Origin of the sequence: Paenibacillus oryzisoli, from assembly GCF_001653565.1 — a bacterium.
Lineage (GTDB): Bacteria > Bacillota > Bacilli > Paenibacillales > NBRC-103111 > Paenibacillus_E > Paenibacillus_E oryzisoli.
Window position 1 is genome coordinate 206,469 of the sequence record NZ_LYPB01000050.1, and the last position, 15,116, is coordinate 221,584.

Consider the following 15,116-nt stretch of genomic DNA (forward strand, 5'->3'; position numbering starts at 1 on the left):
AGGTTACCTCCGTGATTCCAAAATTTTATTTGATGTATTTCAATCTTTTTTGAATTAATTTGCCTATAGCTTGAGGTGAAAACTGCTCTTTAATCGTTTTTTCTCCATTTGCAGCAATCTGTCTATAGTATTCTGTATCATAAGCAAGTTTTTTCATATATGAAGCAGCATGATCCACACTAGGGTCAGCCCAGTATTGGTAAGCCTGATAAGGACCAAAATCCTTCCCTAATTGAATCAACTCATAGTTAACCAAGCAGGAATTATCATGTCTCATAAAATCAATATTAGATGACCAATTCGTTCCTATAACGGCTTTCCCTAGATACATTGCCTCAGCTAGTCCGAGTCCAAACCCTTCTGAACGATGTAAGGAGACGAAACAATCAATTACAGCTATAAGTGCGTTAACATCATTCCGATTATAAGTCTCTTTGATCAAATAAATATTGTGATGCCCGAGAATCAATTTCTCTAGACGTTTAATCTCATCGGGCGTTGATCTGGAGTTGTTCACCTTTAACACTAATCCTACACTTACATCTTCAGGTGAAAAAGCTTTTTTAAAAGCATGTACAGCAGCCTCGGGGTTTTTACGATCTTGATAGCTATGGGCATCATACATGGACAAAAACAAAAAGACATCTTCAGGCAAAGCAAAGTATTGTCTAGAACGTTTTTCTTCAATAAGAACTTCAATACTGTGGGGTATTTTTACAACGGGTACAGGACTTTTCATAGAAATTGAATCAAGAACGAAATTTGAGGGCACCCAAACTTCATGGACAAACCGGAAATTTTCCAGCCATTCATCTGGAAAATCAGGTAATTCCCAGTGCCAATAACCAATATTATATCTATTCTGAAAAATCTCGTTTCCTTTGTTTGAGTAGACTTCCATCATTTGCTCAGCATTTATATGAAAGATGTTTACATTATAAAGAGGTTCATTCATTTCTTTATGCTTCCAAGTTAGATCACCCATCCGAGATGAGTTAGTTCCTTCAAAATTGATAATACCAAATGGGTGATTCACAGCTGTTAGACTCTTTGCAGCAATCCGACAGGATTCTCCAATCCCCATTTCTGCTCTTGAATAGCCAATTAAATTTATTCCAGTTTGGGTCCCAATTGAGCGATTAATCTCCTGCTTATTTGAAGATAAATCATCTAATGGATAAGCTTTGGCAAGTAAATTCTTCTTAACGTACTTCTTCAGTCTAGAAGAAAGCAGAGGATTTAAGTGTTTCTTTCCATAAACTGCTGATTTATAAAGTAACTTAAATATAGCTTTCTTCATGTTACCACTCACCACCAAGAGTCTATCAATTTGGTTCTATTTTTGTCTATCGGAAAATTATTGATTGGAATAAACGTTATTAAATCTCCATTTGGAAACCCTCTTCCAGTATGCTAAAATAAAGTCGAACTTTAGCGAAGAAGGAGACTATCTGGAATGAGTGCAAGTAAGAATGCCTACGCGGCTTCGCGTGCAAAATCGAATGGAACAATAACGACGGATAAAAGCTCTGTCATTTTTTGGGTATTAGCTGTATTTACGGGCTTATTTATGTTCTGGGCACCTTTTCAAAGGGCGCTGTTTAATGGCGGTACCTATGAATTTGAGAGAAGTATTTACTCCGCTTCTGTGTGGTCCTCCATCATCCTTTTGCTTGTTGCGATACTAGCGTTATTTGTGTTTAAGCTTCAAGAAAAGAAAGATCTCCTTACCATTCTCGTCTTCATCATGCCGCTGACTTACGTTATTTCTTTGTCGAATTCGTCTTCTCACTATTTGGCAACGAATATGGTTTACATCCAAATGCTGTATGCAACTTTCTTCATTTTAGGTGTATTTTTGACAAAAAACAAGCTCGGTGTGTCGATTGTTTCCCAATTGTTCATGATCTCTGGATATTTCATCGTGCTATTCGGACTTTTGTACTGGTTAGGCAACAAAACCTTCGCTGGACACCTTGTTGGTTGGTTTGCACTCATGGATGGTGCGGATCCAAATCTATACCGTGATGCAATCATGACAGATTCCAACGGACTCCGTTTAACCTCAGTCTTCCAGTATGCCAACACGTACGCTGCTTTTTTAATTACGATAACGCTTAGTTCTTTATTCTTCATCATTAAATCTCGTAAATGGTATGTAGTTCTCATCCATGCGTTTTTATTAATTCCAACTATCGTCTCTTTCTGGCTGACTTTATCTCGTGGAGCCATTGTCGTAATTCCAGTGGTATTCCTCATTATGATGTTCTTCTTCCGAATGAGCCGCCAGATCCTAGCTCTAGTTCAACTGGGACTAGCGTTCGGCACTTCCCTTATTATTTTAGAAAAGGTAACGGATATTGGCATCGGGCTGCAAAAGCAACCTAGTGCTTCAGAATCTTGGCATGGTTGGTGGATTCTACTACTCGCTTCCTTAGTTTTCGCTGGACTGTCCGTTGCTATACAACGCTTCGGTGAGCCTTGGTTGGAGCGCGTTACAACTCGATTTGATTCCAAGAAATATGCAACATTTGTTCTCCCGATCGCAGCTGTTTTGATTGGTGTGGTTGGAGCGATTCTTATTCTAAGCGATACTGGATTTAAGAACATTCTACCTGAGAACGTCAAAACACGTGTTGAGAATATCAACTTCCAACAGCACAGCGTTTTGGAGCGTGGAACATTTTATAAGGATGCTGTTAAGCTATGGTCGGACTATCCCATCATTGGTGCTGGTGGCGGAGCTTGGGCTTCCCTGTATGAAAAGTATCAAAACAATCCATACACAAGTCGTCAGGCCCATAACTTTGCTCTGCAATATTTGGTTGAAGCCGGTGCTCTTGGTTTCCTTGCTTTTATCGGATTTGTTATTGCTGTATGTTGGTTCTATATCCGAAGTTACATTCGAAGCACTCAGGAAAAGAGAGATGGGCATTTCCTATTTTTCATTATCATGATTTCCCTATTGGTCCACAGTATGATTGACTTCGATTTAAGCTATGTGTATTTAGGTGCGATTCTCTTCCTTGCATTAGGTGGGATGTTGAGCAACAGCACCACTGGTGAACTGCGATTCAAGTCGAAATCAGCCCTTATGCACAAGATATTCCCTGCAAGTATTGCGGTACTGTCACTTGTGATGTTCTTCATCTCAGCTCAGATTCTTTCTGCTAACGGTTCCTACAAAGACTCACTAGAAGTTATTAAAACAAGTAAAGATTATAATCAAATTGTGAAACCTCTCGATAAAGCAATTTCAATGCATCCTGGTCATCCGGATTATTTGTTAACAGGTCAAGTGAGCCGAATTGGACTCCTTCTTCAAGTTTATAGCCAAATGCAGAAGGAAAATCCAAATGATCCTACGAAGAGTGACCCATTTTTCACTCAGGCCCAAGACCTAATGTCTCAGCTATTGAAAAAAGAGCCCCATAACCGCGTAGTAGCTATGCAACAGTTAAACATGCTTCTTATCAAAGGGAATAAACAAGGGGCTTTGGAGTGGTCAAACGCTCAAATTCCAAACTATCCTTGGTACATGGACATGTATGAGAAGAGCATCTCACTGAATATTGAGCTAGCAGGAGAGGCCAATTCCAAAGGCAACGCACAAGAATTCAATTCAAGATTAGAGAACGCGCTTGCCACGTACAAAGATGTCCTTGCCCGCATTGATTCGCTGAAGAACTTACCAAAAGAACAAATGCAAGGACGTGAATTCGCAGTCACTCCATCGATGGCTCTTAACATTGGCCAAATCAGTTATATGCGCGGCGATTATAAAGGTGCTGTCGCACTGATTCAACCACACATAACTGAGAACATGGATGACCAAGTGAACCGCTTATTGGTCCGTTGGTATCTGGCTATACTACAAAAACAAGGTACGCCAGATCAAGCATTAATGAATAAATTAATTGCGAAGGATCCAGCTGAGAAGCAAAATATCGATGCAATTGTTGCAGCTGTTTTTCCAGCTAAATAGAGAGGGTGCCACAGAGATGTGGCGCCTTTTTTTTGCCCCTATAAAGCAAAAAGGCTACAACCATTATTGATGGATAGCCTCTCTTGCTCAATCTCAATCTCAATCTCACTTCTCCATCCATTCACGCCTTAACGCAAAAAGCTCGCGCAGCTCGCTTGTCGACATCTCCGTGACCCAGTTCTCGCCGGTGCCGACGATTTGGTCACTGAGACCCCGCTTGCGCTCGATCATCTCGTCGATTCGCTCTTCGAGCGTACCGAGCGTAATAAACTTGTGCACCTGCACGTTGCGCTTCTGCCCGATGCGGAAAGCCCGATCCGTGGCCTGATTCTCCACGGCCGGATTCCACCAGCGGTCGTAGTGGAACACGTGGTTCGCCGCTGTCAGGTTCAATCCCGTTCCTCCTGCTTTCAGCGAGAGGATGAAGATATGGCAGCGCTCCTCTGCAAGAAGCGTCGCGTCCTGGAAGCGCGCGATCATCGCGTCGCGCTTTACTGCACTTACACCCCCGTGCAAGAACTGCACGGGCTCTCCCAGCGCCTGCGCAAGCGTAGCCTGCAGCAGGTGGCCCATTTCGACGAACTGGGTGAAGATGAGGCAGCTGCCTCCTTCGCTCCTAAGTTCGTCGATCATTTCCACCAACCGCTCCAGCTTCGCTGAGCGCGCTCTCACATCAACCGCGGCGGCGAGTGCGCCGCGCCCATCTTTTTCTACCACACTTGCCTTCGCATCTGCTTTCTCATCTGCCTTCGCACTTGCCTTCGCATCTGCTTTCTCATCTGCTTTCTCATCTGCCTTCGCACCTGCCTTCGCACCTGCCTTCGCAACTGCCTTCACACTTACTTTCGCACCTGCTCTCACGCCTGCTCCACCAAACCCCCTCAAAAACAAACCCGGATGATCACAAATCTGCTTCAACCTCATCAATGAGGTCAGAATGAGCCCTTTCTTCTCGATCCCATGTGACTCCTCAATCTTCTCCATCAAGCTCTGTACGACATTCTCGTACAGCGCCCCTTGCTCCATGGTGAGGCGCACATACGCCTTCCCCTCGTACTTATCCGGCAAGTCCAGCTGAATCGCTGGATCCTTCTTAAGCCGTCTCAGCAGGAACGGCCTTATCAAGCGCTGAACACGAGCCGTCAGTTCCTTAGCACCATCCCCATTCTTCTCAATCGGACCCACATACTGTCGGTTAAAATGAGTCAACGTGCCCAGGTACCCCGGGTTTACAAAATCAAAAATCGACCACAACTCGGTCAATCGATTCTCAATCGGCGTACCAGTCAAAGCAATACGCTGACCTGCTTCTAACTTACGTATCGCTTGCGACTGCTTCGTATAAGCATTTTTGATATTTTGCGCCTCATCCAAGCAGAGCGTGTCCCATGTGACACTCGACAGCTCCTCTTCATCCAACTGTGCGAGCGTATAGGAAGTAATCACTAAATCAGCATCACCTAGCGATGCTTCAAAAGCTTCCCCTTTTGCCCGCTGCGCACCATAATGAAATTGAATCTGAAGCGTCGGCGCGAATCGCGCGAGTTCCTTCTGCCAATTGCCTAGCACAGAGGTTGGGCAAATAAGTAGCGAAGGTCTTGATTTGGAATCTGCTTTGAATCCTGAATCTGACGTTGACTTTAATCTTGAATTTACCGTCGACCTTGCACCTTCCCCACTCTGCTCCTTCACCTTCAATAAATAACCAATAAACTGTATGGTCTTCCCTAGCCCCATATCATCCGCCAGACATCCACCTAACCCCAAATTACGCAGGAAAAGGAGCCAAGACACCCCTTGCACCTGATAAGGCCTAAGTTCAGCTTGTAAGCCTTCAATCCGCTCAATGAGAGGAATTGACTGGGTCTGACCCAGTTGTTTCATCAAGGCGCGCAAATAACTATTTAACTCTACTTTGACATTTACGGTTCCGCGCTGATCGTCACTATCCGCCGCGAGTCCTTCCTCTCCATCTCCCAGATGCATTTCCAACACATCCCGAAAGGACAGCCCCTTCTTCCTCTCAATCTGCTTCATAGCTTGGCGAATTTGTTCCAAGTAGACTGGATCCAGTTGCACCCATTTACCTCGAATATAGATCAAGCGCTTCTTTTCCAGAGCCAATTGCCCAAATTCTTCCTCAGACAAATCTATCCCGCCTAGCGCCACACGCCAATCGAACTGCATGATCTGATCCATGCCGAACATAGCTTTACGTGTAGATCCCACGGAGCTTTTGATTTTCGCCTTCAACTGAGGACGACTCATCTTCTGTATCTCCTCCCACCAGGATGGTAAAAAGACGGAAATCCCCGCTGCCACAAGCTGTAGACTGGATTCGGTTAGGAATGTCCACGCCTCATCATCCGACAATTGCTCGATGATTTTACCTGGTTGAAACGCACTCTCGAGCTCTGGCAGCATTCGCAAAATGCGGTTCACTTGCTCTTGAAGCTTATCCGCAATATCTGACTGCCAAGCAACGGGAATTTCACCTATTAACACATTGCCCGTTGAACTGAACTCAACGAATCGGTTGGCATCCCGGCGATCCTGTGCAATGAATCGCAGGCGCCAATCGGCTGCGTTATCCTTAGCCGTCGTCGTCCCATCGACATATGTCTCGGCATAGGGTTCCACTAGCTGCACACAGATTCGATAAGGCATATCGTCATCAGTCCATCCAATCGCTAGGAGCCAGTCCTCTTCCTTCATCCAAGAAGATTCCGAAAGCAATGCCTCGAATCCTATATCGTTAACTTGGAGCAAACGATTCGCTTGAAGGACACCCTTCCACACGCTCACAAGCTCAAAATCCGTATCAGTCTCAAGCAACTCTTCAACGATTTGGCTAAACCACCGCTTCCAAAAGCTTTCTGGAAATGCCCCATTGCAAAGCTCCCCAAACCTCTCAACATGCTCTGCTGGCACCCTAAGCTTCCAACCGTTCCGCCCTTCTCGCCAAAGCTCGTAGGAAGGCAAATACCAGCCAGCAACAATTGCCTCATTTAGAAAGCGAGCTCCCTTTTGCAATTCTACAAATCCATCTTCCCAAGATACTCGGCCATGAAGCAGCACACCTGGTGAACACAAATATTCCATAGCCATCGCAGGCGAAACCACAACGGCGTCTCCCTGTGAAATCCTCATCACTTCCAACTGCGTCCCATAGAAAGAGCGTTCATGCCAGGCAAATAGCAGCTTACGCAGCATAGATCCAGGAACCGCGTTCGCATCCTCTGTTTCCCCATAAATCGCAAAGCTACCTGCAGGCTGCATTTGGATTTTCACATAGATCGATGACAAGGTTATCATACTAAGAAACCGCCTTTCTGTAATTCCTCTGTGAAGGCGCGATACTTAGCGTATCGTTTGACGATTTGCTCCAAGTACGCTTCGAAACGAAGAGGTAGCTTCAGCTTTTTATAAGCAGCAGATAATTTCTTCAACAGCTTGACAGCTTGTATGTAATCGAGACGATTTTTCCCCTGTATATATGCTTCAATCGCATGATGATAAATGGGAAGAAGGAAGCGAACATTCGCCTTCTCAACGAGTTTTAGCTGCGTTGCATCGATGTGTTCTGTAGTTAGATCCAAAAGAAGACAGAGATCTGCCCATTCCTGGTACTCACCTTGGGACAGTAAGAATTTCGCATAGTGATCGTAACTTGCAGGTAAAAGTGAAATCATGACGTCCCGCTGCTCTTTCGCAACCTCTCGCTGATCCGCCGCCAACTCCCAGTAATGTAAAAACTCATTCACATACAATTGCTTGCTCAGCGACATCCTTGGTTTTAACCACCACAACCAGGTCAACAACCGATCCCACTGACTTTCAAAAACAAACCCATTTAAATAATCGAACCAATAGTCCGGCTCAATATCAAACATGCCACTGTCTGCTCGATCCCAGGCATTTTCATCCTCATTTCGGTTAATGTCCAAATGAATAGAACCGAGAGTAGCGACTTGGTGCGCTTGTTGACTCGCTCGCGGATCCGTAAGCACCTGCCTAAGCCTAGTTTTTTCTGCCTCCAGCATGTCCTCATTCTGGAATAACTGCGTCCATAACAGCTTATACAAATCTAGCCAATCATACAGATACAAGCCTGATCCATTCTTGCATATGTCTGCCAGATACGCCGATATATCTTTCATATGTTCACCGTACTGCTTCAATGCCTTACTTACATCTAATACGTGAAGCGTCGCTTCCAACTGCTCCTGGATATTCTTCAAGACACGTTTGACATAGTAGCTCGTATTCTGATAAAAATCATAGGTGATCGCCTTAGAACCCGCCATTGTATCGCATAGCTGTATGACATAAAGTGCTACTTGAATATCATACACACCTCGAATGGTCGGCTCCCACGGATCAGCCAGCTTATTGAGCTCACGCCACGTGCGCATACAGACTTCCTCTAGACTGAAAGCATTATAGATCTTGGCATTGCCATATTGTTTATGAAAATAAGTCAACCACATATCGCAGCTATCCGTCGGCTCTGGCAGCCTAGTCTTAAGCTTAGGTTTCTGCAGGTTATCAGGGTCTACCCTCGCTACCTTCACTTTACCAAAACGAAATTCCTCAGGATCATATCCCGCTTGCTTCGCCACTTCAAACAGCACCGCAGCCATATGCTTACAGTAATAACCGTACGGACACGTACAGCCACTCCTTGTGAAGCTCTTAAGATCCAAGGTGACCTTGTACCTTTTGGTTCCGTCCACTCTAGCTTTTATAATCGTGGTACCCTCAACTCCAATATCCCTTACAACACCTTTATTGAAATAGGACCATCCTCTCGCAATGATCACTTTATCAAATTTAGGACGAATCCGTTCTATCCAGTACGGCCAATCAATTCCTAACTCTAGCATGTGCCTATCCTCCGTTACCCCACAATTTCCTTCCACCATTATATAATCAATCCTCCTTACAAAAAAACACCCCCCGCCAGAATCATCGAATGATTCTTAGCGAGAAGTGCTTATCTGTTACTTCCTGAGCATACCTTGGTGTGGATGCGGGTGAGTTCCGCAATACTCATCGGTTTCCGTACACGTATAAACGTGCTCATATACCGGTACGCAGTGATGGCGATTCACAATTTGAATCGGATGAATAACTTGAACCTTTTGTGGGTGGTAAAAGTCTCTAACTACTCTTTCTGGATCTGTCATTATCGGGTCAGCAGGTGGACACTGAAATTGTTTTCCTTGGTTTGGTTGTAAAGCCATGAATGCGTCAACTCCTCTGTTAGTATGAGATAGTATACGTCTTAACCTAGTCCAGAGAGTGTACCAATGCCTATCTTTTCGATAAATGGGCTAATGCTCGTGGGCCAAGCACGCATGGTGTCCAAGCAAATGGCAGAGAGCCAGGCTATGTGGAAAGTGCCTATAAGTAAACAAAAGTGAATTTATGTTATCGTTCACAGTGTTGGATTTAACCTGTATAATCATTTCTAGTTGCTTGCCACAACATTACATGAAAATCATCTCGTAAAATATCTTAAACAAATACGCTAGGAAAGGAAGGCTGTCCCCATGAGCGATTATTTAATGCTACAAATTCTAGAAGAATTGAAAGAAATCAAAGCTCTTGCATCGAGCATTCCCTTAATTAGACAAGCAGTCTTAGAAACGCAAGAAGATGTCAAACAATTAGAATCTGTTCAAAGACATTTAGTATCAAACCTGAGATAGTCGATTATTTCGACTATCTCACTCCATCTAGCGCCAGCTCGCCAACAAAAAAAGACCCCCGAAGGAGTCTTTCTCTCTGCATGTGCAGAAGCTCGTTAGAGCTTCTTACATCATTCCACCCATACCACCCATGCCGCCCATATCAGGCATACCTGGTTTGTTAGCTTCTGGTTTATCAGCGATAACCGCTTCAGTAGTCAAGAACATAGCTGCTACGGAAGCTGCGTTTTGAAGTGCGGAACGTGTTACTTTCGCAGGGTCAACGATACCTGCTTCGAACATGTTTACCCATTGTCCGGAAGCTGCATTGTAGCCGATGCCTACTTTTTCGTTTTTCAAGCGCTCAACGATAACAGAGCCTTCTTGACCAGCGTTAGCTGCGATTGTGCGAACTGGCTCTTCAAGGGAGCGAAGGATGATGTTAACACCCGTTTGCTCATCACCGGAAGCTACAACTTTCGCTACTGCGTTGTATACGTTAACTAGGGCTGTACCACCACCGGAAACGATACCTTCTTCAACTGCTGCACGAGTCGCGTTCAAAGCATCTTCGATGCGAAGTTTGCGCTCTTTCAATTCAGTTTCAGTCGCTGCGCCAACTTTGATAACAGCTACGCCGCCAGAAAGTTTAGCCAAACGCTCTTGAAGTTTTTCTTTATCGAACTCGGAAGTTGTTTCTTCCAATTGGGAACGGATTTGTGTAACGCGAGCTGCGATATCTTTTGGGTTACCAGCACCATCAACGATGATTGTGTTTTCTTTGGTAACACGGATTTGACGAGCGCTACCCAATTGATCAGGAGTTGTTGATTTCAGATCTAATCCAAGCTCTTCAGTAATCACTTGGCCACCTGTTAGAGCAGCGATATCACCCAACATCGCTTTACGACGGTCACCGAAACCAGGAGCTTTAACAGCTACGCAAGTGAATGTGCCACGAAGTCTGTTCACAACAAGTGTTGCTTGTGCTTCGCCATCAACGTCTTCAGCAATGATTAGAAGTTGTTTACCGGATTGAACCACTTTTTCAAGAACAGGCAAGATTTCTTGAATGTTCGAGATTTTCTTGTCTGTGATCAAGATGTACGGGTTATCTAGAACTGCTTCCATTTTATCCGTATCTGTGATCATGTATGGGGATGTGTATCCACGGTCGAATTGCATACCTTCTACAACCTCAAGCTCTGTCAAGAAGCCTTTGGATTCTTCAACTGTGATAACACCGTCTTTACCTACTTTTTCCATAGCTTCAGCGATCAATTCGCCTACTTCATCGTCAGCAGCAGAGATTGCCGCTACTTGTGCGATGGATTGTTTGCCTTCGATTGGCTTCGCAATAACTTGAAGCTCTTCGATAGCTGCTTTAACAGCTTTCTCGATACCTTTGCGGATAACCATTGGGTTAGCGCCTGCAGTAACGTTTTTCAGACCTTCACGGATCATCGCTTGTGCAAGAACCGTTGCAGTTGTTGTACCGTCACCGGCAACATCATTTGTTTTGGTAGCAACTTCTTTAACAAGTTGTGCTCCCATGTTTTCGAAAGCATCTTCAAGCTCGATTTCTTTCGCGATGGTAACACCATCGTTAGTGATCAACGGGCTACCAAATTTTTTCTCAAGAACAACGTTACGGCCTTTAGGACCTAGTGTTACTTTAACGGCATTCGCCAAAGCATCTACCCCGCGAAGCATCGCGCGGCGTGCGTCTTCACTGAACTTAATTTCTTTTGCCACGGTAGGAAACCTCCTCTAATTTAAAAACATGTATAGTACGTATAAGAATCTTCAATAACGTAAAGCCGATCTATATGCTGCTCTAACTTAGGCTAATACAGCGAGAATGTCGCTTTCGCGCAAGATCAACAGTTCGCGGCCTTCGTATTTCACTTCAGTTCCAGCGTATTTGGAGAAAATGATGCGGTCGCCTTCGCTTACTTCAAGCGGAACACGTACGCCATCTTTCAACGCGCCAGCGCCAACGGCTACAACTTTACCTTCTTGTGGTTTTTCTTTAGCTGTATCTGGCAGCACGATGCCACTTGCTGTAGTCTCCTCTTTCGCAACGGCTTCAATGATAACTCGATCACCTAACGGTCTGATCATGGAAAAATAGCCTCCTTTAGAAAATTGTCTGGTTATATTTCTTCGTTATTAGCACTCGAATGTGTTTAGTGCTAACAACACCTCTTATGATACTCATTCTGGGAGTAATTTGCAAGTCCTTTTACACATTTTTCATTCTTGTGGACACCCCCCTCATTCTACCCAAATGATAACCAAATATTCCCTCTGCAAACAAAATAGACGGCTAATCACTTCCTTAGGGAAAGAGCGCGTTTTATGGAGAAATATAGCCGAATTATGAAGTGAAACTTAGACATTCTAATATTTAGAAAAAAATAGCCCACCACGAAGGCGGACTATGTTCAACTAGTTCCTTATTTAGGACCAAACTCGAGTTCCCAAGCTGCATCGCTCGCAAGTTGTTTACGATAAATGAAGCCCGACATGAAAACACTGAATTCATATAAAATAATGAGCGGAACCGCAACTAAAATCGCTGAGATCGCATCCGGCGGCGTAATAACGGTCGCTAGAATGACCATCAACATGTAAGCATATCTTCTAAACTTATGCAGGCGCTTCGGGTTCAGCAGTTTAATCTTCGTGAGAAACATCACTACGATCGGCATCTCAAAAACACAGGCAAGCGGAAGAATGATGTTAAACATGAAGGTAAAATACTGTGCAGCACCGTACATCTCTGTTATTTCTAAACTCTTGCTAATCGATGAAGTAAAATAAAACGCCATCGGAAAAACAACCCAATATCCGAAGGATAGTCCCAATAAAAAGAGTAAAAAAGCGTACGGTACGTAGAGGAGCGAAGCCTTCTGCTCCGTCTCCCGCAAGCCTGGCTTAACGAAAGCCCATATATGGTACAGAATAACAGGTAATGTGATAAGAAGGCCTACAGCTAACCCAAAATTCATATACAAACGCAAGGCATCCCACGGGGAGAACACGTTCCAACCAATGCCATCAGCTGGTGGAATGCTTTTCAGATACCGAATGATAGGTTTCGCTGCAACGAGCCCACCGACCATACCAATAACGAGCACAACTAATATCCACATGATTCGCTTGCGAAGCTCGCCAAGGTGCTCTACAAGAGACATTTCTTCATTCTTCATCGGATTTCACCTACCTAATCTAGTGTCCAGCCTACAAGACCGAATCACTGTTAATCTGCATGACAAAAAATTAATCCGGCAACCGCCGGGCCTTACCTGTGTTGCCTGACTGCTGCGTTGGCGCCGGGGTAGGGGCCGATGCTTCTGCAGGAGTGGAGATCAACACATCGTTTGCTGCTTGTGGAGCAACCGCTTGAACGGCCGTCCCAGTAACATGGACAACTTCTGAAGACTTGTTAGAGACGAACGTCACAGCAGGCTTCACTGCAGGTGAGCTAGTTGATTGGGTTTCCACTTTATTCTCAGCTACAGCGTCCATCGCACCTTGTTCTGACGGTGATGGTGCAAGCGTAGTCTCTGAAGCGTCAACGGATGCAACCACGTTAGTAACCTCTACAGGCGTAACTGGGTCGGGTACAATTGGTGTTTTGGAAGCTAACGGTGCTTTCGGCTCGTCGCTCATCAGTTCATTCGTCGCTTGCTTGAAATCTCTTAAGGTCTTACCCAGCATTCTGCCGATCTCCGGCAACTTTTGTGGACCGAAGATGACAAGCGCAACGACCGCAATCAACAAGAGCTCCGTAAATCCTATATTTTGAAACATGGACTTCATCTCCATTATGTAATGCATTATGAATCAAATAAAGTATGCTAAAGCTCTTCTAACATTGATAAAATCCGCCGTAGCCCATCTCCGTGATGTCACTACGCACGATTTCTTCCCCTGCGCATATGCGCGGCAGCAGCACATCAAAGGACGTGTACGGGTCGTGCATGACACAACCCGGCAGGCCCATAATCGGCAGATCGCCTAGATAGGCGATCATCAGCATCGAACCCGGCAGCATCGGCGTGCCGTAGCTGACCACGCGGGCGCCGGCCGCCTTGATCGCACCCGGCGTGCGATCATCCGGGTCCACGGACATGCCGCCCGTGACCAACACCAAATCCACGCCTAGCGCAGCTAGCGCGTGGATCTCCCCCACAATCGCTTCGCTGTCGTCCGACACGAAGCGTTGGTCGACAACCTGGGAGCCGAGCTGCGCGACCTTCTCTTTCACAACCGGGCCGAATTTATCCTTGATTCGGCCCTTGAAGACCTCGCTGCCCGTCGTGATCACGCCGACGCGCAGCGCCCCAAACGGCTTCACCTCGAGCAAGGTGAAGCCCTCTGCACGTCGAGCGGCCGCAAGGCGCTCGACCTCTACAACCTTCGCTTCGTCGACGATCAGCGGGATGACCCGCGTCCCGACCAGCGAAGCGCCGCCCTGCACGACCGTGTTGCTGCGAATCGTCGACAACACGACCTCATCGATGGCGTTCACGCTGTCGACGAACGCCTTATCGATCTTCACTAAGCCGTGAATCTCCGACTTCACGTTCACTTTGCCCTCATGCGGTTCGGTCATTCTTAGATCCGTACACTTTTCTGTCCCGATAATCGCCCGCGCCATGCGCAAAGCAGCCTCGTCCTCATGGAGATAGCCGGGCTGCAGCTCCATCACATAAATATGTTCCTTGCCAATGCTCAGCAGGGCAGGGATATCGGCCTCTGTCACCTGGTGACCTTTGCGGAAGAGTCGGCCCTTGAACTCACCTGGCAAGATCTGCGTCAGATCATGCGGCAGAACCATGCCGATCGCATCTTCCACTTTCACTTCGCGCAGCATGGAAGTCTCTTTGAATTTCACCCGTGATCGCCTTCTTTGCCTGTTAGAATCCCAAGCGCATGTGGAAGTTGATCAATAATTGCCATCAAGTTCTCTTGAACACCTTTGGGACTGCCTGGCAAATTAATGATCAGTGTGCGTCCGCGAATACCAGAGACGGCTCTGGAGAGCATCGCTTTCTTCGTCTTTTGCATCGAGATCATGCGCATCGCTTCAGCAAAACCAGGTGCAACCCGATCAATCACATTGAGCGTTGCTTCCGGTGTGACATCCCGAGGAGCCAAGCCTGTTCCACCTGTTGTAAGTATTAAATCAGCTTGATAATAATCCGTCATTTCAATTAACGAAGCCATAATTTCATCCATCTCGTCCGGTACAACCCGATACTCAATGATCTCGCCTTGAATTTCTTCTTCAATCAACTCGCGGATTACCTGAGCGCTAGTGTCTTCTCGTTCTCCTCGGTAACCGCGGTCACTGGCTGTCAAAATCGCAACTTTCCAGTGCATCCTTCGTCACCTCTCCCTTGTTCACTGAATGAGATCAACCCACT

12 protein-coding genes are annotated in these 15,116 nt (G+C 45.7%); 2 read left to right on the top strand and 10 right to left on the bottom strand.

All coding sequences use genetic code 11. From position 1 onward, the window contains the following. Positions 1 to 25: 25 nt before the first annotated feature. Entirely contained in the window at positions 26 to 1,300 is a 1,275-nt protein-coding gene (locus A8708_RS08995) for a glycosyltransferase family 4 protein (RefSeq protein ID WP_068663162.1), read from the bottom strand. Positions 1,301 to 1,456: 156 nt separating this feature from the next. On the opposite strand from A8708_RS08995, the gene A8708_RS09000 reads away from it, so the two are divergent. Next, on the top strand, positions 1,457 to 3,985 hold the full coding sequence (locus tag A8708_RS09000) for an O-antigen ligase family protein (RefSeq protein WP_082927382.1): 2,529 nt from the start codon (positions 1,457 to 1,459) through the stop codon (positions 3,983 to 3,985). Positions 3,986 to 4,090: 105 nt separating this feature from the next. Here the strand turns inward: A8708_RS09000 and A8708_RS09005 are convergent, their stop codons facing one another. The 3 genes from A8708_RS09005 to A8708_RS09015 all read right to left on the bottom strand — a co-directional run bounded on the left by A8708_RS09005 (position 4,091) and on the right by A8708_RS09015 (position 9,231). Next, the gene (locus A8708_RS09005; protein WP_068663163.1) at positions 4,091 to 7,300 is read right to left on the bottom strand and encodes a DEAD/DEAH box helicase; all 3,210 of its coding nucleotides are present in this window, start codon (positions 7,298 to 7,300) and stop codon (positions 4,091 to 4,093) included. Beyond that, complete coding sequence (locus tag A8708_RS09010) at positions 7,297 to 8,871, bottom strand: SWIM zinc finger family protein (RefSeq protein WP_167355867.1); 1,575 nt, start codon at positions 8,869 to 8,871, stop codon at positions 7,297 to 7,299. The genes A8708_RS09005 and A8708_RS09010 overlap by 4 nt, the downstream gene beginning before the upstream one ends. Positions 8,872 to 8,988: 117 nt before the next feature. Next, positions 8,989 to 9,231 (bottom strand): hypothetical protein, encoded by a 243-nt coding sequence (locus A8708_RS09015; protein ID WP_057315025.1) that lies wholly within the window; start codon positions 9,229 to 9,231, stop codon positions 8,989 to 8,991. Positions 9,232 to 9,540: 309 nt separating this feature from the next. Here A8708_RS09015 and A8708_RS35315 point away from each other — a divergent pair, with 309 nt between their 5' ends. After that, positions 9,541 to 9,699, top strand: a complete 159-nt coding sequence (locus tag A8708_RS35315; protein ID WP_157264629.1) for a hypothetical protein — start codon at positions 9,541 to 9,543, stop codon at positions 9,697 to 9,699. A gap of 105 nt (positions 9,700 to 9,804) precedes the next feature. Here the strand turns inward: A8708_RS35315 and groL are convergent, their stop codons facing one another. The 6 genes from groL to A8708_RS09045 form a co-directional block, all read right to left on the bottom strand. Next, positions 9,805 to 11,433, bottom strand: a complete 1,629-nt coding sequence (gene groL / locus A8708_RS09020; protein WP_068663165.1) for a chaperonin GroEL — start codon at positions 11,431 to 11,433, stop codon at positions 9,805 to 9,807. Positions 11,434 to 11,520: 87 nt separating this feature from the next. Beyond that, a complete protein-coding gene (gene groES, locus A8708_RS09025) occupies positions 11,521 to 11,802 on the bottom strand; it encodes a co-chaperone GroES (protein ID WP_028553854.1) in 282 nt (93 codons plus the stop codon). Positions 11,803 to 12,137: 335 nt separating this feature from the next. Beyond that, entirely contained in the window at positions 12,138 to 12,893 is a 756-nt protein-coding gene (gene tatC / locus A8708_RS09030) for a twin-arginine translocase subunit TatC (RefSeq protein ID WP_068663166.1), read from the bottom strand. Positions 12,894 to 12,963: 70 nt separating this feature from the next. Then, complete coding sequence (locus A8708_RS36755; RefSeq protein WP_068663167.1) at positions 12,964 to 13,497, bottom strand: twin-arginine translocase TatA/TatE family subunit; 534 nt, start codon at positions 13,495 to 13,497, stop codon at positions 12,964 to 12,966. 58 nt (positions 13,498 to 13,555) lie between these two features. Beyond that, entirely contained in the window at positions 13,556 to 14,563 is a 1,008-nt protein-coding gene (locus A8708_RS09040) for a molybdopterin-binding protein (RefSeq protein WP_068663369.1), read from the bottom strand. A 17-nt stretch (positions 14,564 to 14,580) separates the two neighbouring features. Then, positions 14,581 to 15,072, bottom strand: a complete 492-nt coding sequence (locus A8708_RS09045; protein WP_056608535.1) for a MogA/MoaB family molybdenum cofactor biosynthesis protein — start codon at positions 15,070 to 15,072, stop codon at positions 14,581 to 14,583. Between the last annotated feature and the right edge of the window lie 44 nt (positions 15,073 to 15,116).

Bases quoted from the DNA above. Each gene is read 5' to 3' on its own strand.
- A8708_RS09010 (WP_167355867.1), bottom strand. From the start codon at position 8,871: ATGCTAGAGTTAGGAATTGATTGGCCGTACTGGATAGAACGGATTCGT.
- A8708_RS09005 (WP_068663163.1), bottom strand. From the start codon at position 7,300: ATGATAACCTTGTCATCGATCTATGTGAAAATCCAAATGCAGCCTGCA.
- A8708_RS36755 (WP_068663167.1), bottom strand. From the start codon at position 13,497: ATGTTTCAAAATATAGGATTTACGGAGCTCTTGTTGATTGCGGTCGTT.
- A8708_RS09040 (WP_068663369.1), bottom strand. From the start codon at position 14,563: ATGCTGCGCGAAGTGAAAGTGGAAGATGCGATCGGCATGGTTCTGCCG.
- A8708_RS09045 (WP_056608535.1), bottom strand. From the start codon at position 15,072: ATGCACTGGAAAGTTGCGATTTTGACAGCCAGTGACCGCGGTTACCGA.
- A8708_RS09000 (WP_082927382.1), top strand. From the start codon at position 1,457: ATGAGTGCAAGTAAGAATGCCTACGCGGCTTCGCGTGCAAAATCGAAT.
- tatC (WP_068663166.1), bottom strand. From the start codon at position 12,893: ATGAAGAATGAAGAAATGTCTCTTGTAGAGCACCTTGGCGAGCTTCGC.
- A8708_RS35315 (WP_157264629.1), top strand. From the start codon at position 9,541: ATGAGCGATTATTTAATGCTACAAATTCTAGAAGAATTGAAAGAAATC.
- A8708_RS09015 (WP_057315025.1), bottom strand. From the start codon at position 9,231: ATGGCTTTACAACCAAACCAAGGAAAACAATTTCAGTGTCCACCTGCT.
- groES (WP_028553854.1), bottom strand. From the start codon at position 11,802: ATGATCAGACCGTTAGGTGATCGAGTTATCATTGAAGCCGTTGCGAAA.
- A8708_RS08995 (WP_068663162.1), bottom strand. From the start codon at position 1,300: ATGAAGAAAGCTATATTTAAGTTACTTTATAAATCAGCAGTTTATGGA.